Origin of the sequence: Solibacillus faecavium (assembly GCF_014836905.1) — a bacterium.
Lineage (GTDB): Bacteria > Bacillota > Bacilli > Bacillales_A > Planococcaceae > Solibacillus > Solibacillus faecavium.
Map to the genome: position 1 here is coordinate 439,919 of NZ_JACSPZ010000002.1, position 19,404 is coordinate 459,322.

At 37.3% G+C, this 19,404-nt stretch carries 24 protein-coding genes, 1 pseudogene and 1 riboswitch; of the genes and pseudogenes, 7 read left to right on the top strand and 18 right to left on the bottom strand.

Going from position 1 to position 19,404, the window contains the following annotated elements; genetic code table 11:
- Positions 1–2: 2 nt before the first annotated feature.
- The 3 genes from H9635_RS05645 to H9635_RS05655 are packed head-to-tail and all read right to left on the bottom strand — an operon-like array spanning position 3 to position 1,400.
- Complete coding sequence (locus H9635_RS05645; RefSeq protein ID WP_191699171.1) at positions 3–305, bottom strand: DNA primase; 303 nt, start codon at positions 303–305, stop codon at positions 3–5.
- Positions 302–988 (bottom strand): DUF771 domain-containing protein, encoded by a 687-nt coding sequence (locus H9635_RS05650; protein WP_191699172.1) that lies wholly within the window; start codon positions 986–988, stop codon positions 302–304. The genes H9635_RS05645 and H9635_RS05650 overlap by 4 nt, the downstream gene beginning before the upstream one ends.
- Positions 972–1,400, bottom strand: coding sequence for an ATPase (locus H9635_RS05655; protein ID WP_191699173.1), 429 nt, complete (start codon positions 1,398–1,400; stop codon positions 972–974). The genes H9635_RS05650 and H9635_RS05655 overlap by 17 nt, the downstream gene beginning before the upstream one ends.
- 88 nt (positions 1,401–1,488) lie before the next feature.
- On the opposite strand from H9635_RS05655, the gene pgeF reads away from it, so the two are divergent.
- Complete coding sequence (gene pgeF / locus H9635_RS05660) at positions 1,489–2,250, top strand: peptidoglycan editing factor PgeF (protein WP_191699174.1); 762 nt, start codon at positions 1,489–1,491, stop codon at positions 2,248–2,250.
- A gap of 519 nt (positions 2,251–2,769) precedes the next feature.
- Here pgeF and H9635_RS05665 read toward each other — a convergent pair.
- The 7 genes from H9635_RS05665 to H9635_RS05695 form a co-directional block, all read right to left on the bottom strand.
- The gene (locus tag H9635_RS05665; RefSeq protein WP_191699175.1) at positions 2,770–3,576 is read right to left on the bottom strand and encodes an aldo/keto reductase; all 807 of its coding nucleotides are present in this window, start codon (positions 3,574–3,576) and stop codon (positions 2,770–2,772) included.
- Positions 3,577–3,735: 159 nt separating this feature from the next.
- The gene (locus H9635_RS05670; protein WP_191699176.1) at positions 3,736–4,734 is read right to left on the bottom strand and encodes an NAD(P)/FAD-dependent oxidoreductase; all 999 of its coding nucleotides are present in this window, start codon (positions 4,732–4,734) and stop codon (positions 3,736–3,738) included.
- A 197-nt stretch (positions 4,735–4,931) separates the two neighbouring features.
- Positions 4,932–7,325: a heavy metal translocating P-type ATPase gene (locus tag H9635_RS05675; RefSeq protein ID WP_191699177.1), complete on the bottom strand. Its 2,394-nt coding sequence runs from the start codon at positions 7,323–7,325 to the stop codon at positions 4,932–4,934.
- 84 nt (positions 7,326–7,409) lie between these two features.
- A complete protein-coding gene (gene copZ, locus H9635_RS05680) occupies positions 7,410–7,616 on the bottom strand; it encodes a copper chaperone CopZ (RefSeq protein WP_191699178.1) in 207 nt (68 codons plus the stop codon).
- 13 nt (positions 7,617–7,629) lie between these two features.
- Positions 7,630–7,956 carry a metal-sensitive transcriptional regulator gene (locus H9635_RS05685; RefSeq protein ID WP_191699179.1) on the bottom strand — a complete coding sequence of 109 codons (327 nt, stop codon included), beginning with the start codon at positions 7,954–7,956 and terminating at the stop codon, positions 7,630–7,632.
- A 150-nt stretch (positions 7,957–8,106) separates the two neighbouring features.
- Positions 8,107–8,892, bottom strand: a complete 786-nt coding sequence (locus tag H9635_RS05690) for a class I SAM-dependent methyltransferase (RefSeq protein ID WP_191699180.1) — start codon at positions 8,890–8,892, stop codon at positions 8,107–8,109.
- Positions 8,880–9,314: a BrxA/BrxB family bacilliredoxin gene (locus H9635_RS05695; RefSeq protein WP_191699181.1), complete on the bottom strand. Its 435-nt coding sequence runs from the start codon at positions 9,312–9,314 to the stop codon at positions 8,880–8,882. Before H9635_RS05695 ends, H9635_RS05690 begins: the two co-directional genes overlap by 13 nt.
- 334 nt (positions 9,315–9,648) lie before the next feature.
- Between H9635_RS05695 and H9635_RS05700 the strand changes: the two genes are divergently transcribed.
- From H9635_RS05700 to H9635_RS05710, 3 genes are all read left to right on the top strand, one after another.
- Positions 9,649–9,816: an aspartyl-phosphate phosphatase Spo0E family protein gene (locus tag H9635_RS05700; RefSeq protein ID WP_191699182.1), complete on the top strand. Its 168-nt coding sequence runs from the start codon at positions 9,649–9,651 to the stop codon at positions 9,814–9,816.
- Positions 9,817–10,142: 326 nt separating this feature from the next.
- Positions 10,143–10,676, top strand: a complete 534-nt coding sequence (locus tag H9635_RS05705) for a GNAT family N-acetyltransferase (RefSeq protein WP_191699183.1) — start codon at positions 10,143–10,145, stop codon at positions 10,674–10,676.
- A 375-nt stretch (positions 10,677–11,051) separates the two neighbouring features.
- Positions 11,052–12,569, top strand: a complete 1,518-nt coding sequence (locus H9635_RS05710) for an AbgT family transporter (protein WP_191699184.1) — start codon at positions 11,052–11,054, stop codon at positions 12,567–12,569.
- 75 nt (positions 12,570–12,644) lie between these two features.
- Here H9635_RS05710 and H9635_RS05715 read toward each other — a convergent pair whose 3' ends face one another.
- From H9635_RS05715 to H9635_RS05750, 8 genes and pseudogenes are all read right to left on the bottom strand, one after another.
- Positions 12,645–13,550 carry a cation diffusion facilitator family transporter gene (locus H9635_RS05715; RefSeq protein WP_191699185.1) on the bottom strand — a complete coding sequence of 302 codons (906 nt, stop codon included), beginning with the start codon at positions 13,548–13,550 and terminating at the stop codon, positions 12,645–12,647.
- 135 nt (positions 13,551–13,685) lie between these two features.
- Entirely contained in the window at positions 13,686–14,411 is a 726-nt protein-coding gene (locus H9635_RS05720) for a metallophosphoesterase family protein (RefSeq protein ID WP_191699186.1), read from the bottom strand.
- A gap of 106 nt (positions 14,412–14,517) precedes the next feature.
- On the bottom strand, positions 14,518–15,060 hold the full coding sequence (locus tag H9635_RS05725; protein WP_191699187.1) for a histidine phosphatase family protein: 543 nt from the start codon (positions 15,058–15,060) through the stop codon (positions 14,518–14,520).
- Between the two features lie 58 nt (positions 15,061–15,118).
- A pseudogene (locus H9635_RS05730) lies at positions 15,119–15,862 on the bottom strand (alpha/beta hydrolase fold domain-containing protein); the annotation flags it as partial.
- A gap of 244 nt (positions 15,863–16,106) precedes the next feature.
- Positions 16,107–16,649, bottom strand: coding sequence for a putative periplasmic lipoprotein (locus tag H9635_RS05735; RefSeq protein ID WP_191699189.1), 543 nt, complete (start codon positions 16,647–16,649; stop codon positions 16,107–16,109).
- Between the two features lie 32 nt (positions 16,650–16,681).
- Positions 16,682–16,915, bottom strand: a complete 234-nt coding sequence (locus H9635_RS05740; RefSeq protein ID WP_191699190.1) for a hypothetical protein — start codon at positions 16,913–16,915, stop codon at positions 16,682–16,684.
- Between the two features lie 4 nt (positions 16,916–16,919).
- The gene (locus H9635_RS05745; protein WP_191699191.1) at positions 16,920–17,462 is read right to left on the bottom strand and encodes a DUF2812 domain-containing protein; all 543 of its coding nucleotides are present in this window, start codon (positions 17,460–17,462) and stop codon (positions 16,920–16,922) included.
- A gap of 1 nt (position 17,463) precedes the next feature.
- The gene (locus H9635_RS05750; RefSeq protein ID WP_191699192.1) at positions 17,464–17,775 is read right to left on the bottom strand and encodes a PadR family transcriptional regulator; all 312 of its coding nucleotides are present in this window, start codon (positions 17,773–17,775) and stop codon (positions 17,464–17,466) included.
- A gap of 215 nt (positions 17,776–17,990) precedes the next feature.
- Here H9635_RS05750 and H9635_RS05755 point away from each other — a divergent pair, with 215 nt between their 5' ends.
- The 3 genes from H9635_RS05755 to nrdI all read left to right on the top strand — a co-directional run bounded on the left by H9635_RS05755 (position 17,991) and on the right by nrdI (position 19,403).
- Positions 17,991–18,314, top strand: coding sequence for an ATPase (locus H9635_RS05755; protein ID WP_191699193.1), 324 nt, complete (start codon positions 17,991–17,993; stop codon positions 18,312–18,314).
- Between the two features lie 173 nt (positions 18,315–18,487).
- Positions 18,488–18,673, top strand: a riboswitch (cobalamin riboswitch).
- 146 nt (positions 18,674–18,819) lie between these two features.
- Positions 18,820–19,044 (top strand): glutaredoxin family protein, encoded by a 225-nt coding sequence (locus H9635_RS05760; protein ID WP_191699194.1) that lies wholly within the window; start codon positions 18,820–18,822, stop codon positions 19,042–19,044.
- A complete protein-coding gene (gene nrdI, locus H9635_RS05765; protein ID WP_191699195.1) occupies positions 19,041–19,403 on the top strand; it encodes a class Ib ribonucleoside-diphosphate reductase assembly flavoprotein NrdI in 363 nt (120 codons plus the stop codon). Before H9635_RS05760 ends, nrdI begins: the two co-directional genes overlap by 4 nt.
- The last annotated feature ends 1 nt before the right edge of the window (position 19,404 follow it).

Genomic DNA, 19,404 nt, shown 5'->3' on the forward strand with positions numbered 1-19,404 from the left:
TTTTAACTAAATAATGTTTCTTTTGCTAAAGAAATAGCACGTTTACTTACTTCCAAACGATCCCCATCCACATTTTTCTTAACGACATCATTTATTTCGTCAAAAATGGATTTTAGCTGTGCTTTCGGTTTTACACCAACCATCATTGGTGCTTTTTCGAACTCTTCCGTACGTAGCTTTTCCTGCTTTGGTGCGAAACCTTGCTCTTCTCCTATTTTCGGGAAGGCTGTTGTTTGTTGTTGTATATTGCGTGAACGCGTCTGGTTCGTTGAACTTGAACTCCCAGCGCCAACAGATCGAATCATGAAAGATCACCTTTCTTTTTCCTACTTTTTTGTACGTCGATATCCGCGTATATTTCAATTTCCTGAAGCGCCTGATTAGCTAGTTGATCCGCTTCACCATTTAGTTTGCGGTCAATATATTCGTAATGAGGTCGAATGCCAAGCTTTTGGAGCTTCGCATCAATTTTATCCGCCCATGTTGTGAGTACACTATCCGTTACTGCCCATTCGCCGTTCATTTCATTGATGACGACTTGCGAATCACCGTAAATCTTCACTTTTTGATGGTGGACACCCATTTCCTCCAGTTGTTCAACTGCGAGATTCAACGCCGCATATTCCGCTTCATTGTTCGATGTTAAGTACTCCGCCAGTCGGTTTGTTCGCAAACGATAGTTTTTTCCATTCTGTTTATAATAGACGACGATCCCTAAACCAGCCAACTTTTCTTCCCTATGAAATCCGCCATCGAAATACACCTCTACTTCAGAAGGTTCTGTTTCGAGTGATTTTAAATATTTTTTCAGTTCTTTTAATGTCCATGTACTGTCATGCTCATCTGTCATTACAACATTTTTTGTACGACCCGTTTTTTCCATATCCATTAAAAGTGTATAGGCATGCGCTGCAGGAATCGCTTCACTCCGCCAAATAATTTCCTGCTTAGACTTTGTGATATAGTGCCATTCAATCGTCAATTCCAATCGGCTCTCCCCTTCCATCTGTCAGTTGCTGTATGTCTTCTTTATAGAACCAGTTAATACACAGTGTACTAACCATTATGCCAACTATAAACGGTGGTGATACAAAAAGTAAAAAATCCGCGCTGCCGATCGGTACTTTTAGAACCGTTCCGAAAACGATTGGCTGAAGGACGCAAAAAACAAGACTTGTGAACAAAAGTGCACGTTTGCTGTAATGTTTGCGCATGATGTACAGCACATAATACCAAGGGATGACGACAAAGAAGTAAATCGGCAAAACATAAATAATTATGGACACGGCCGTACCGAATGTGATCGCTTCATTCGTATAAGGAATTGCAACCGCTATAAAAACAATAACCGCCATTACATAAGGTAAAAAACCAGTTAAAATGATTTGCCAACTTTTCATCCGATTCCCCCTATTTTTCATCATTATACCAAACACCATTTGCCTATACAAAATTTGCTTTTGCGGGTATAGTACAGGGGGTGATAAAATGAAAATAAAATTTTATGAAAACAACGAAAAACGAGTAATGGGTATTACACTCAAAGATTCAGCATTTGCCGAGGATAATAATATGGCCCTGCATGTTTGCAAAAACGAAGCCAATATTATCGAAAACCGCCAGCAACTCGCATCACTGCTGCAAACTGATTTATCAAGATTTGTGTGCGCCAACCAAACACATAGCGCCAACTTCTTCCACGTTGAAAAATCGGAAATTGGCAAAGGGACAATAGATAACTCAACAGCCATTTCCGATACCGATGCCCTCTATACGTATGAACCGAATGTCGTGATCTCAAGCTTTACTGCCGATTGTGTACCAGTCTTATTTTATAATGAAAAAACTAAATTAGTCGGTGCCGTTCATTCTGGCTGGCAAGGTACGATTAAAGAGATTACTTTAAAGCTGCTCCAGCATTTAAAAACAGAGGAAAATTGTGATTTGCGTGATTTAAAAGTATTAATCGGACCTGCAATTAGCCAGGAAAAATTTGAAGTGGATGCAGATGTGCAAGAGAAATTCAAAGCGCTCGGCTATGCGGATGAATTTATGTACTGGAATGAAGATACAAGCAAATTCCATATCGATAATCAGTTAACCGTGAAAAAGCAATGTATGCTCGCAGGAGTTCCTGAAGAGAATATTACAATTGACCGAATGTGCACGTTTATGGATGATGAAGGATTTTCCCATCGCCAAGACCGCGGTACAGGGAGACATTTGAGTTTTGTTATGCGGAGAGAATAGATTTATCTTTTAGAAAACAAAGATTTGCGTTAGAAGAAATCCGCTAAAACTAGGAATTTTTATTAGAAACTTTATATCAGATATTAGAAACTTCGGCCGGGATATTAGAAGATTTCCAGGAGATATTTGCACATTTCAACAGCTTATTAGCACATTAGACGGATTTATTAGCAAATCGAAATTTTATTAGCACATTATGAAATATATTAGAAAATTTGACCCGATTATTAGAAAATGTTAGCACTTGGCTACACAGGAAATATTCATCTAAAAAGTAAGTATATATTAGCACTTTTTTCAATTTATTAGAAAATCCAACCGGGTTATTAGAAAATCCCCGACGATATTTGCACATTTCAACAGCTTATTAGCACATTAGACGGATTTATTAGCAAATCGAAATTTTATTAGCACATTTTCAACGATATTAGAAAATTCAACCCAGTTATTAGAAAGCGAAAACCTTCTACTAAACTAGATAAAACAAGCGTCTCCAAACTAGGAGACGCTTCTTCACATTTATAGGCTTTCAATTTTCTCTACATCTGCTGCAGTTAATTCGAAATCGAAAAGATCTAGATTCGCTGCTTGGTTTTCACGGTTGTGTGATTTTGGAATAACGATTACACCACGCGCAATTTGATATTTCAGTAATACTTGTGCGCCAGTTTTTCCATACGCTTTACCGATTTCATCCAACACCTCATTTTGATGAGCTTCCGTTTTCATCGGTCCCCATGCAACAGGTGTAATGCCCTCTTCTTCTAATAAGGCAAGAAGTTCATTGTTCTTCTCTTTCAAATTAATTTGTATTTGGTTAACTGCTGGCTTCACCTTCGCGAATTCTTTCAATTCATCTAGCTGGCTTTTTCCAAAGTTCGAAACGCCGATTGCTTTTAGTTTACCTGCCTCGTAATATTCTTCAAAGACTTTCCAAGTATTTTTTAACTGTTCCTTGTCTTCAATAGGGAAATGAATTAGAAGCAAGTCCAGATAATCTGTTTGGAAATTTTTTAAACTAGAATCGATAGCTGCTCTAGTCGCTTCCTTTGAAGAAATATATTCTTCATTCGCCGGAACTTTTGTCGTAATAAATAACTCTTCTCGAGGCACATTACTTTCTGCTAAAACTCTTCCGACAAGCTCTTCGTTGTTATACATAATAGCACCGTCTATTGATCGATATCCCAACTCAAGTGCTGATACGAGTTCAGGAATTTCATTTTTTAATGCTCCTTTAAATTCGTTATTTTCTTTTCCATACGTATTTGTACCGGTACCAACAATCGGCATTTTTACTCCATTATTAAGTGTGATGTATTCCATAGTTTAAGCACTCCCTTGAATATCTGATTATTTTTCCTGCTTCATATATCATAACGAAAAATGGAATTTTCAGAAAGTAATAGGTAAAGGTCTCCTCTTTTCCTGATGAATAAAAAAAGAGACACAAATCAAAATTGTGTCTCTTCTCCCCTGTCTATACTATTTTTTACTAAAAAGGTCCGTGCTGTGCGGTACATGTTTTTTTGCTGTTGGATCAATAAACAATCGTGCCGCATTAATTGCAACCGGCGCTTCACCAAATCCAGTTGCAATCAATTTTACTTTTCCATCGTATGTTGATACGTCACCAACAGCATAGATGCCTTCTATATTTGTCTCCATTTTAGAGTTGACGATAATGGAATTTTTCTCGATTTCCAAACCCCATTCTTTGATTGGACCTAATGAGGATTTAAATCCATAGTTTACGATAATGTCATCAACGTCAAGTGTTTCTTTTTGACCTTCTGCATTCCGGATGACAACTTGTTTAATGGCCTTTTCATCACCAAACAACGCATCAGGCATATAGGGCGTTTTTATGTCTACACTTGACTTGAATAGATTTTCAACACTGTGTTCATGCGCTCTGAATTGATCTCTTCTATGAACAATCGTAACTTTCTTAGCAATTGGCTCAAGCATAAGCGACCAGTCGATAGCTGAGTCTCCGCCGCCGAAGATGACTACATTTTTTCCTTTAAATTCATTTATATCGCTGATGAAATAATGAAGGTTTTTACCCTCATAATATTCCGCACCTTCAACTTCCAACTGTCTTGGCTGGAATGCACCAAGACCTGCTGTAATAATGATTGTTTTTGAATAATGGATTTCATCGTTAGTTGTCAGCTTAAATGTGCCATCCTTCAACTTTGTAATTGCTTCAACACTTTGTCCCGTTACGATCGCTTGGTCAAAAGCTGACATTTGCTCTTTTAGATTATTAACAAGTTCCTGCGCTCGCACCTTCGGAAATCCTGCGATATCATAAATATATTTATCTGGATAAAGAGCGGCAAGCTGCCCACCTAATTGTGAAAGACTTTCAATTAATTTAACTTCAAGCTGGCGCATGCCTCCGTAGAATGCCGTAAACATACCTGCAGGGCCTCCACCGATAATCGTGACGTCATATACCTTTAAATCTTCCTTCATATTGATGGCTCCTATCATTATTGGTCTATTTTTTAAAAAGATGGAGTGAGAAATTTGAGTGATAATTTGTTACATCCATTTAACACTTCGATAGTAAGATTCCACTACAATCATTTTCAAAACCTATACTGCTTTTCATAATTGATATATTCTTATTTATGAATCATTAGCCTTCTTTATTCAGGAAGTGGGTATTTTTACAATTTCACACGTTGCAGTCTCAATGCGTTCAACACAACGGATACAGAACTGAATGCCATCGCTGCGCCTGCTACCCATGGAGCGAGGAAACCGAGTGCGGCAATCGGTATTCCGATCACATTATAGGCAAATGCCCAAAACAGATTTTGCTTAATATTTGTCATCGTTTTACGGCTCATTAATATAGCATCCGCAATGCTGTTTAAATCCCCGCGGATCAATGTAATATCTGCCGCTTCCATTGCAACGTCTGTTCCTGTGCCAATCGCCATACCAATATGTGCGACCGCAAGAGCTGGGGCATCGTTAATTCCGTCACCGACCATCGCTACTTTACGACCTTGCTGCTGTAAATTTTCGATCTGCAGTGCCTTTTGCTCTGGAAGTACTTCTGCGATGACTTCATCAATACCCACTTCAGCTGCAATCGCTTGAGCCGTACGTTCATTATCACCCGTAAGCATAATGACTTTCAGACCTAGCGCATGTAAACGGTTTACCGCTTCTGCAGATGTTTCCTTTACAGTATCCGCAACGGCAACAATCGCTGCTAATTGATGATTTATAGCCACTAGCATAGCTGTTTTTCCATGCTGTTCAAACGAAACCATCTGCGTTTCAATTTGATCATTTATATCAATTTGTCGTTCACGTAATAGTTTTCTCGTCCCAACAACTACTTCACGGTCATTCACTTGTGCTTCAATACCGAGACCCGGAAGCGCCTGAAAGCTTGAAACTGTCGGCAACTCAATACCGCGCTGTAATACTCCCTCTACTATTGCTTCTGCTAGAGGATGCTCTGATTGTTTTTCTGCTGCTGCAACAATGCTTAGCACATCATTTTCATTAAAGCCATTAAACATAACCACATCCGTTAAAACAGGCTTACCGTTTGTAACCGTTCCTGTTTTATCCACGACAACAGTATCGACAAAACCGGTTTGTTCCAGATGTTCGCCACCTTTGAACAAGATGCCGAATTGTGCTGCACGCCCTGAGCCGGCCATGATTGAAGTCGGTGTTGCCAATCCTAGTGCACATGGACAAGCGATAACGAGTACGGCAATCGTCGCTTCGAATGCCTGGATAAATTCTCCGCCGATTAACCACCATGCTATAAACGTTAATACAGCAATTCCAATAACTACCGGCACAAAAATACTTGATATTTTATCTGCTAGTCGTTGAATCGGTGCTTTGGAGCCTTGTGCTGATTCGACGATTTTAATGATTTGCGCAAGGGCTGTTTCATGACCTACCTTTAACGCTTTCATCTCAATTGAACCATTTTTATTAAGGGTTGCACCATATACAAAATGCCCCTCACTTTTTTCAATCGGTAAGCTTTCGCCTGTCAGCATAGATTCATCAACAGCCGAGATCCCGGATATTACTTCCCCGTCGACAGGGATTTTTTCACCAGGCTTGACTCTGATGTGATCGCCTATTCGTACTTCTTCTAGTGGAACTAATTGTTCAACTCCATCGCGAATCACAAGAGCCGATTTTGCCTGCATGCCCATTAATTGTTTAATAGCTTGTGAAGACTTCCCCTTTGCACGAGCTTCAAATAATTTACCTAATAAAATCAATGTAATTAGTACAGCACTCGTTTCAAAATATAAATGCGGCATATGCCCACTTGGGTGTGCCAGCATTTGATAAATACTATAAAAATACGCTGCACTCGTCCCCATGGCAACAAGTACATCCATATTGGCCGAACCATTTCGCAGCGATTTATAGGCACCCTCGTAAAATTGCCAGCCGATTATAAATTGGACCGGTGTAGCTAAACTAAGCTGTATCCACGGATTCATTAAAAGATCCGGAACATATAAAAAGCTTGTAAATGAAAAGTGAGCAACCATCGTCCATAAAAGTGGTAATGACAGTATGGCTGCTGCTATGAATTTAATAGTTTGATGCTGGATTGCCTTCTCCCGATGATCGACAGGGTTTCCTTCAACGACTGGCTGTGCACCGAAACCAATTTTTTCAATGCGTGCGATAATATCTGCAACGGAAACTTCGGAAGGGTTAAACTCTACTGTCGCTTTTTCCAATGCCAGATTCACATTTGCATTTGAAATACCGTCAAGCTTTCCAAGAACTTTTTCAATCCTTGCCGAACACGAAGCGCATGTCATCCCCTCTATTGTAAAATCGACTTTTTCCTTTACAACATCATAACCAAGAGCCTGTATTTTTTTCTCGATTTCAAGTGGCTTTAACACCGTTTCATCATACTGGACTGCCGCTTTTTCAATAGCTAGATTGACATTGGCAGATTCGACACCATCCATCCGGTTTAAGCCTTTTTCAATGCGCGTTGCACAAGCTGCACATGTCATGCCCGTCACTTGTACTGTCAGTTCCTTTGTCATACTTCCACCTCACTTATACCTATTGGGGGTATAAAACTTTTAAAAAGAGAGGTTCTCTACTATTAATATAGAGAACCTTACCATTTAAACTACATCGTATCCTTGTTCATCAATCGTTTCTTTAATTTGCTCCACAGTAACAGTATCTTCGTTATATGCAACTGCTACCTTTTTTTCAGCCAGGTCAACTTTTACTTCCTGTACACCAGCTAATGCGCCAACACTTGTTTCAACAGCTTTTACACAATGCCCGCATGTCATACCATTTACATTTAAAATTACGTTTTCCATTCTCGAACACTCCTTATTTTTTCATCATTTTTTGAATTGTAACGACTAGCTCGTCTAATACTTCCGTATCGCCTTCATTTAAACGATCGACTACACAGCCTTTTAGATGACCTTCCAGCAAAATCTTTGCGACACTATTTAAAGCAGATTGAGTGGCCGATAATTGTGTAATGACATCATCACAGTAAATATCTTTCTCAATCATACCTTTAATCCCACGAATTTGCCCTTCTATACGATTTAACCTTGTCGTCAAATCTTTTTTGATTGGTTCAGGATGATGACTTTTACGACAGCTCACTTCATGAGTGTCCAATATTTCATTGTTTTCATGAATCATGCAATCAATCCCCCTTACTTATTTTTACATTATCATACCTATAAGGGGTATGTAAAGTGTGAAGACGCTCTTATTTATGTGCATTTTCCTCCTACATATGCATTAAGTCAAAATAAGCGCTGAAGCTCTTATAAAAGAACTTCAACGCGATTATTTTATATATATACCATAATGGAATTTTGCAGTTAAACGGCCATCGCGCTGAAACTGATACTGTTCAAACCAATCCGATTTATAATGTGCTTTTAGTACAACTCGCCTTTTAGCAACCCGCTTTGCTTCTTTCACCCATTCGTCCGTTAACGGTATATGGTCACCTGCAAAGCGTAATGCTTCGAAATTTGTCGATTCCTCGATGACTTCCTCGAACATTGGATCCATGTATACAATATCAAAGCTGGCATCTTCCTGCTTCTTTAAAAATTCTAGCGCAGTAGAATGTATGACTTCAATATTTCGCATACAGCCAGTTAACGGAAGTTCAGTCGTATCGTATGTTTGCATTCCTGTTTTCACAATAAACGCTACATTTTTATCTGCTTCCAAACCCGTCACTTTACCTGTTTCACCTACTGCAAAGGCTGCTAATAAGCTGTCCGATCCGATCCCGAGCGTACAATCTAAAAACGTATCGCCTTTTTGTATAGCAGACGCTGTAAGTAATGGCTCTTCTTCACCACGAGCGACACGTTTTAATCGAAAGGCAGCGGAATTCGGATGAAAAAAGAAAGGCGCCTCGGCACCTTTCGCATAGTATTCAAAACGATTTTTACCTGCAACGATTATGTTTGCATTGTAAATTTCAGCAAGTTTACGTACAGAACGTTTTTGTCGTGAAATAATCTCTGCATTTAGTTCCTGACTTGCCAATTCAGCTAATTTTAGCGATTGCTCGTCTGGTCTACCTGCAGTCGTGACGATCGTTAATCGGCACATACTTGCTTTAACACATCTACTAAATGATCACGAATTTGCTCCATTGGGAAGCCTTCGATTTGTTCACGTGGAATGAAATATGCTAATTGACCGCCTTTTAAAATTGCCATAGAAGGCGAACTTGGTGGCACTTCATCAAAATAGCCGCGCATTGCTGCTGTTGCTTCAGGGTCTTGACCAGCAAAAACCGTTACTAATTGATCCGGTTTTACCTCCGCCACTGCTTCACGAGCAGCCGGACGTGCTAAGCCTGCCGCACAACCACATACTGAGTTAATGACAACAAGAGCTGTCCCCTTCGTTTCTGCCATGAATTCATGTACACTATCCGCCGTTGTTAATTGTGTGAAGCCCGAATTTTCAAGCTCTGTACGCATTGGCTGTGTTACTTGACGCATGTATTCATCATAAGCATTTGTCATTTTTCATAACCTCTTTCTGTTTCTTATCTATTCACAATGCCCATTATATCAATGATTTTCCGAGATGTACAAAGATTGGATTGTGTGGATATTCGGATTTCTAAATCATTTTCCGTTCTAAATTAATTTACCTAGATATGATAAATTCTATTACAAGTCAAGTTTGACCGATTGTTTGTCGAATGAATCTCCATTATTTGTTACAAAATTATGAAATGTACCTCCTCAAACACAATTCGACACCTGGAAAAATTTTAATAAGATACCATATAAATGTCATAATCTTATTTCAGCCACAATTCGCAGATTACTAATAATATCGATTGGAGAGTTTATGTTGAAGATTTACTTGTTAAAAAAATTGTTAAAACTAAGGATTGAATTAAAAAGAAAATATATGTATAGAAAAGCAAAAGATTTAGGTTACACACATCCACAGGTAGTCAATTGCAGTCAGGAATTAGATGAATTACTTAATAAGTATTCTGATGTAGCTGCTTAGTTTTTTATTTTTAATAAAGAAATAAGATGAGACCATTACCTTCACCACAATCGTAAGTGTGCGAGGATTTCAATTTCATTTAATTATTCCCGCGGGAAAAACCTGGGAAAGCGAACTAGCAATACATGTGTATAAGCTTTAAAATAAGGACACTTCTTTCATATAAGTCTAAGCAGTAGGCGGCTTAAACTATAGGGAGAGGCTGTCCTTCTTTGTGTTACGAAAGCGAATAATTAGTAGAGAAAAATACACAAACTATAAGCATTCCTTACAGCATGCCATTAATATGTTAAAATAATAAAAACAATATATAAGGTAGGAACACCATGAATATAGTACCGTATGAAATAAAGTATGCAGCACAAATTGCAGCATTATTAAATAATTATTTACCATTTGAAATAGAAACGGCTAATACAATTGAATTGGCTGGTGGCATACGCTTTTTAGCGATTAATGAGCTTGATGAGGTGATTGGCTATATTGCCGGATATGAAATTACTGATTTCGATAAAGACTTCCCTTATTTCCAGGATAAACTTCAGTTTTTAAAAGATCGTGTGGCATCGGGCATTACCTTTTATACAAGCCACTTTGTCGTTCATCCAAACGAACGGAAAAAAGGAATTGGGAAAGGACTTTTGCTCGCTTACCTCAATACAGTTGAACCAATAGCACAAACGATTATAACGGTTGGCTGGGTCCAGTCTGATACAAAGCGCTGGGCAGCTGAGCGGCAATTTGTAGAACAAGGCTTTGAATCGGTCATATATATGCCACGCTATTTTGAGCCATACAAAGTCGAATGTCCAAGCTGTAAAGGACTTTGCTACTGCGATGCCCATATTTTTATAAAATAAGCAATGCCTAAAGCGGGATGTTAATAAACTGCTTTAGGTTTTTTTTTGCTGTAATTTGCATTACTCCCTCTCGATGTACACCCTACTCATACAATTGCTCCCCTTAAACATACATACAAATTTCCATCTGTCACATTTTAGACACATCTATATATTTCCATAACCAGTTAATGTAAACGACAATTTTATTGTCTAATCTACAAATTTTCGGGAATAAAAAAGATTTATAGACATGTAATTTTCTTCTAAGAAAAAAACAACCGAATCTAATAGAATTTTCACTTTCAAGAGATAATTCTGAATTTTTTATAAAAACGGTTTTCAAGTAATTTCTTACTATACTTAAAAAGTTATTTTAAAATTGGAGGAGAGACGATGGAGAAAAAACAAAAAAAATCCTTAATCGATCGGTTTTTAAATGGAATCGAAATTGCGGGTAATAAGTTGCCTGATCCGATTTCTATTTTTGCAATTTTAGCAGGGATTGTTTTGCTTGCATCATGGTTACTAAATAAAATCGGACTAACTGCAGAAAACCCTACTTCCGGTGAAACGTTGGAAGTTGTAAATTTACTTTCTAAAGAAGGCTTACAACAAATTGTTACGAATATGGTGTCAAATTTCACCGGCTTCGCACCACTTGGAATCGTAATTGTAGCAATGATTGGTATTGGTGTAGCAGAGCATAGCGGACTAATAACTGCGATGATGAAGAAAACAGTATTGTCAGCTCCAAAAAACATGATTGTACCTGTTTTAATCTTCACAGCAATTCTTGGTAGTGTCGCAACAGATGCAGCATACATCATTCTACCACCTATTGCGGCAATGATTTTCATGAGCGTTGGTCGTCATCCATTAGTTGGTATGGTTGCGGCGTATGCAGCCATTGCTGGTGGATTTAGTGCAAATATTATTATTACGTCACTGGATGTATTACTTGTTGGTATTACGGAGGAAGCTGCACTATTAGTGGACCCAGAATATAAAGGGCTTGCCACTATGAACTACTACTTTATGGCTGTATCGACTGTATTATTAATTATCGTTGCATCATGGGTAACAGTAAAAATAGTCGAGCCTCGCTTCGGTAAATATGAAGGTAAAATGGAAGTATTAGAAAAAGTAACTCCTCAAGAAATTAAAGGGCTTATTTGGGCCATTATTTCTGCCCTAATTTATATTGGAGTGCTTTTAGTAACAATCTTTCCAGAAAACGGTATTCTACGTGGTGAGAACGGTTCGTTTTTAGATTCACCATTCATGTCAGGCATCGTTCCGTTAATGCTATTCCTATTCTTAATTCCAGGGATTGTCTACGGTATAGTTGTCGGCACAATCAAATCTGACCGCGATGTTGCGGGAATGATGTTTAAATCAATGGCAGACCTTGCATCATTTATCGTATTATCATTTGTTGCGGCACAAATGATTGCATTCTTCAGCTGGAGTAATATCGGCACAATCCTAGCTATTAAAGGTGCTGAAACACTTCAAACATTCAATATTAGTGGTGTCCCAATGTTCATCGGATTCATTTTCATTGCGGCATTAGTCAACTTATTAATGTCATCCGCTTCAGCGAAATGGGTACTGCTCGCACCAATCTTTGTACCGATGTTTATGTATTTAAATTACTCGCCGGCTGTTACACAAATGGCTTACCGCGTAGGTGATTCTATTACAAACCCAATCACACCGCTGCTTGCCTACTTTGCGATGCTACTTGCCTTCGCACGGAAGTATGATAAAAACATTAAGATGGGGACATTAATTTCAGCATTAATTCCTTATTCTATTTTCTTCGCAATTATGTGGGTGATATTATTCAGCCTTTGGTTATTATTAGGATTACCAATGGGTCCTGGTGAAAGCATACACATAAATAATTAATGCTACTAAAAAGCAGTTCAAAATTTACGTTTCGTAAAATTTGAACTGCTTTCTTCAATTTCCCGTGAAAAATTCTTAGAAATGAAAATCATCCTCGCAAATAACAAGTTCTTTCGGGTCGTATGGTTCAATATGAACAAGAGTTGTCGTATATTTACTCAATTGTTCCACTGCTGATTCAATTTGTTCGGTGATAGCATGTGAGTCCCTAACATTTAGATTTGGATTCACACGTACCGTAACATCGACCAAAATTAAACTCCCGTGTTGTCTGCCACGTACATCGACCACTTCGCGTACACGAGGAATTTGTGCTACACGTTCCTCTATCGATGAGATTAATTCCGTGTCAAATCCATCCGTTAAAGAGAAGACCGCTTCTTTAAAAATTTCTATTGCCGTTTTAATAATAATCAATCCAATAATAAAAGCTGTAATAGTATCGACTACTGGAAACCCTAGAATTGCTGCACTAATCCCTATCGCTGTCCCTATACTGACTAAAGCATCCGAACGATTATCGTAGGCTGCAGCTTTTACGGCTGAGCTATTAATTTTTGTAGCTAATTTTAAATTATATTTATACACTGCAAACATTACCACCGCGCTAAAAATCGCGACAATAATCGTGATGGCAGATGGTTCTTGATTAATAGGATTAACTATTTTCTCTCCTGCCGATAAAAGAACTTCAATGCCGACATAAATCATAATAAATGAGGCAACAAGTGAAGCGATTGTTTCTGCACGGAAATGTCCATAACGGTGATCATCATCTGCCGGGCGCTGTGAAATTCGCAGACCGATTAATACTGCAATCGATGCAATGATATCAGTCGTATTATTTAAACCGTCTGCTTTTAATGCTTCTGAACCTCCTATAAATCCTACAGTAAGCTTCAGTACACTTAAAAATATGTAGGCAACAATGGATAAGTAAGCCCCTTTTTCACCAGCCCGTAAATTTGTATATTGCTCCAAAATGTTTCCTCCTTGAAAAACTTCTTTAAACACGAAAGAGGTTACCCCTTTTCTAAAAATCAGAAAAGGAAGTAACCTCCAAAAATGCAGTTTAGAACATTATATCAAAAATATATTGAGCTGACTAATTTATTTTTAATTATTAGGTGGATCTATTACAGATTTATAAATATTTAAAATCTCTCCGGCTTCTGATATATGTAATGCATTGAGTTGACCGGTCATGTAGCAGCCACCGTCAATACCTATATATTTGGCATCTTCACTTACCCATACATCACTTGAATCATGAATTAAGTGCACAGGTGTATGACCAAACACATTGATATAGGGTGTGCGGTTTTGAGTCAAATAATGCTTACGAATCCAAAGAAAGTCTTCGGCACTTGTATTATCAATTGTTTCAAAATTTGAATCAAATCCGGCATGTGTAAACAAAACATTTCCAATAATCACAAAAATTTTGCTTGTTGTGATCATCGAAATTTCTCTCGCATACTTTTCCTTAATCATTTCAACTTGCATGACTGGATTTACTGTCATGAAATCATTCGGAAGTTGAGCTTGAAAATTTCGGATTGTGTCCAGACCCCCGTTTTTAAAAAATCGGTCTTGTTTTATATCCGGAAAGTTTAAATAATCGATAAACATGTCTTCATGATTGCCTAGGCAAACGATTACTTGATCACCGAATTCGTCTTTTAATGCCAGCACTTTTTGTATAACCTGTAAAGACTGTGGTCCACGGTCGATTAAATCTCCTAAAATCACTAATGTATCTTTTTTGTCCCAAAATGAAAGTACTTGAACAAATTGATCATAATGGCCGTGAATATCGCTTACAACAAATATGTTTTTCATAAGTCACCCACTTTTCAACCTGTTTCATTTTTTAGTTTATGTAGAAATTTCTTACATTTCCCTTATATATATATTTCCCCCATATTTTTATTTAAACTATGATTGCTTAAATAAATTCAATTTCATTTCCCCATATCCGATTTGCCTTAATGTCTTTACTATTAAAATCAATTTCATATACATCCGGATTGGATAGTTGTTTCCATTCATGAAATCCAAAATCACTATTATAGTGATTGATTAATAATGACATAATATTCCCGTGCGTAACAATTGCCACAGACGAATTATTACCTTGTCGCAATTCATTTACTAATTCAATCATTCGATTAACGGCCTCATTACTCGATTCACCGCCATCAAATTTTAAATCTTGATCGATATAGGTTTGCTGTAATTTTTCAAGCCAATCGGTAAGATTTTCACTACTCAATACCCTTTCCTTTAATCGTTCATCTACTTTAAAGGGAATACCGTTGTCCTGGACGAAGGTTTCTATTGTCTGTAGGGCTCTTTTATATGGACTGGAAATGACTTGCTCTATTTGATAACTCTCAAGACGCTTTCGTACTTCCATTCCCACTGCCGTCAGCATTGCTTCTGGAGCTTGCCCCTCTGCTTCACAATGTCGAATGATATATAGTTTCATGAAATGACATCCCCCTTATATTATAAAAAAACGCATCAAAAAGTTGACGCGTTAACAGTTAATTATTGATAATTTGCACTAATGTATTGAAAGCTTTCTTCGCTTCGGGAATTGGAAATACCGGAAATACATGATTCATATTCGGGTATTCGTAATAATGGATGGCTACATTTTGTTCTTTTGCTTTACTTCGCAGCATTCTTGCATCGACAAGTAAAAGCTCGCCCGTTCCAACAAAAACCGTTATTTGACCAATATCCTTTATCTCTCCATGTAAAGGGCTTACTTTATAATGTGTTAAATCCAGTCCGTTTGCCCACATACGACCGAGTTCCTGTGCCCCTAATACGCCAAGCATCGGATCTAGTTTTTCCAGCGCTTTATACTGAGGATCCTCTCCTCTCACATCCAGCCATGCCGAATGAAGTACAATATGCTGCGGCTGCTTTTTCGACAAGTGCTTTACATCTTGCGCGAATGCTAACGCTAACCCGCCACCAGCAGAATCCCCCATAAATATAAACGGTACGTTATAATCTTTTACTAATTGATCATACAAGCTATGAATTGCATCAAATGCTTCCTTAACTGTATTCCGGGGAAGTTTCGGATAAATCGGTACGACAATTGTAAAATTCGTTGCTTCAGCGAGCTTAACTAAATAGCGCCAATGGAAAATGAGCGGGTCATTAATATAAGCTCCCCCGTGAAAATAATAAATTACTTTTTTCGGAGAAGGCTGGTCATTAATTGTGTAATAGAGCATCCCGGCTATCTCATTTTTTCTGATCGAGTGCTTTTGCTGAAATTTCTCATCTAATACATAGGCCGTTCATTGTATTTGCTTGCAATAAAATTTTCCATTAGCCGTGCATCCAAAAATTTCTTTTTCGTTCCCCTAATCAATAAAAACCTTTCAAACAACACACTTTGCCAACTTCGCATCCACAGACCTCCATTTACTCAGTAAATTGTGCCATATAGCGTATGTAAAGAATTTGTAGATTATAATCGCAACTTACCACCGATCAACGCTCCAGCTTACTTTAATAATTCCGCTCCTGTCTTTCGGAACTATGAAATAGCTCGACCAACTTTTCAAATACTTCATCCTCCTGATTGACCACTTTATAAGCGTTTGGCATAAGACCCTCCCCACTTACACTTAATATTTTATGATCCAAATCTACTGCGACCGTAGGACCGTCTAAATAATAATATTGGGGACGAATAATCCAAAAATCATAATCTTCATCTTTTTGATAAAAATCTTCTTTATAAAGCTTCACTTCAATCGATTTTATATAATTCAACAACTCTTCTTGTTTTTCCTCTGATAATGTATAATCCGTTTGTGGATAAACATCCTCTCCTAAATTCTCATAATATGTAGCAAAAGCGATTTCACGATCATCAAACTGACCTTGGAAAATATTTTCAAGCTTGTTTGTGTTCTTTTTCATTTCCGCCTCCACTCGTTCAACTAGTGGTGCTTCTGTATCGATGACTCCTTGGCCCTCCATTTCATTTTGCTCACTACACCCAGTTAAGACGAACATGGTGAATAGGAATGGTAGTATCTTTTTCATAACAAGCTCCTTTCTATCTATGCTTACTATATTTACTCATTCGTAGATTCTGGTACACCTTTTCTCATGAGTTGCTCATATTTTTTTGTTTTGTACTTTTTTAAAATAAAGGAACCAATTACTCCGATATATAACGAGAATAAAAACACAATTTTATAATCTTGAACTTGCTGGCGATAAATATCAAATGCAGCTAAAATTAACGGGATAATTCCAAATAGTGACATGACAAAGAATATATTTTCGAGTGTTTTCAAATGTTTCATCTCATTACCTCCCATGTTGTAATTGACGTACTTTTTTATGAAATTTGTATAAACCATAGCTATACCATATAACTACTGGTATCCCCATAATAATAAGAGCATTTAACCAATCGTAATCAAAATAAAATGTTGCAATATATGCGCCAATTACTGCAGCAGTAAATCCAATTACATAAATAGACATTATATTACGACGTCTTCGTTCACGGTCAATGAGTGATAATTGATCTGAATAAATATCCTTTCCCTCAATTGAGATGAAAATATGTTTCATATAATAATGATTTTTTGCAATTAGCTCCCAGCCAGCTTCATGGAAAAGCTCCTTATAATCATCAAACTCTTCTTTATCTTTTAAACTTCTGAAATCAATTTTGTATCGCATATTTACAGCATCTAAATCAACTTGAAATACATAATAGTTTTCACCGATTTCTTTTTTATCGTAATCTACAAGGCGCCAACCGCTTTGGGCGAGCTCGTTTAACCATTGTTCTTCAGCTTCAAATGAATTAAATCTTTTATTCAATGTTCGTGTAATTGCCATCTTATCCCTCACCACTTAATTTGTATGTAAATGATAATAGCTTTTCATAACGTCGTTGTTCATCGATTAGCGCCTCTTTTCCTGCATCTGTAATGGCATAAATCTTTTTCTTTCGGTTGTCTAAATCAACACCAACGACTTCAATTAACTTTTGTTTTTCAATATTCTTTAACACACCATAAAGCGTTCCAGGTGCAATTTCATACTGCCCTTCGCTTACCTCTGAAATTGTTTTAATAATGCCATAGCCGTGCGTCGGTTCTTTTATTAATGCTAATAAAATTAAATACGTTGGTTCTGATAAAGGAATCATAAGCCCTCCATATAATGACTGTCGATATATCGATACACATATTTTAAAATGTATATATATCGAGTGTCAAGATATAAAATAGAATATATTGGTAATTTATCTTCTAAACCACTTTAGAAATTAAGTAAAAATTAGGTAACTATACCTAATTAATGAAATGCCTTTCTCTCTCCGATATAATGGATTTATAGAACCATAAAATAAGGAGGGCTACAGTGACTTTTCAAAACCTAATTGCATTGAGTCTCGTCATCCCTATTGTCGTCTCTTTTATTACTTTGCTTGGCTTTTACCTTTATTACAGAAAAAAACCGAAAGTTGATAAAGGCTTTAAGTTCGCTTATTATGCACTTTCATACCGCCGGAAATTTTGGCGTACTGTCTATTCGATGCCAATATGTATAATTTCAATCGGAGTCATATATTTAACGCTAGGATTTTCTAAGTTGTTTATTTTCATAACATTTTTCATCACCATTTTATTTGCTATACAAGCAACCTATAATTACGTCATGTGGCAAAGAGAATTAAAGCAATAATATGGCACATTGTTCATTCGAAATATTGAGCAATGTGTTTTTTAGTTCCTTTTTGATTTGTATAGGTATAAGTTCTGTCAACTTTCTCTTAAAAAAGTACAATAGATGATCAACTTATATTTCTTTCCTTTACTTTTACTTTGGAACGGCTTATACTCAATTAACAACCATATATTGTGTTTTTTTATCACGGTACTACTAAATGTAGTTTAAAAGGGAAGTTTGGTGCAAATCCAACGCTGTCCCCGCAACTGTAAATGCTGACTGAAGACTAAAATTGCCACTGTGCCACGTGCATGGGAAGGTATGTCTGACGGATGATGCAAAGCCAGGAGACCTGCCGTGTTAAAACTACGTACATTTCTTCGGGGAATAGGAAATGGAGGCGCAATTTTTCCATTTACGTTTCCATTTCAGGCTATCCTTTTTTCCCGGGATAGCCTTTTTTATATTTTCTTTAGAACGTACAGCACAGTAAATATCAATATAGCGAGGGATTCTATTAATGAAACTTTATACGAAAACTATTTGTCCAAAATGCCTATGGGTAAAATCTGAGCTTGATGCTGCCAATTTGGAAGTCGAAGTCATCAACATTGACCAGGATGAAAAAGCTAAGCAGAAAGTAATCGATGCAGGTTTTCTTTCCGTACCTTTATTTGAAGTAAATGGTGAATTTATTGCAGAGCCAACTTCCATTATTAACCGAATTTCTGAAATAACTGCATGATCATTTATGCTTCACGAACTGGCAATGTACGATACATCGTGCAAAAACTTGGCTTACCTGCGAAGGATATAGCCGATGTGGATAAAATCGATGCGCCGTATCTTTTATTTACATATACGGATGGATTAGGCTCTGTCCCCCCTATCGTCGACCAGTTCATGACTGCGAACTACAATCAATGCAAAGGAATTATCGTAAGCGGGAACCGTAATTTCGGTCATGCTTTTTTCGGCCGAGCAGGTGATCTTTTAGCAACAAAATACGGCATTCCGTTAATCGAGAAACTAGAATTACGTGGGACCCTATCTAATTACGAAACCATTAAAAATTACTATTATTCCATTTGGAAAGAGGTTTAAT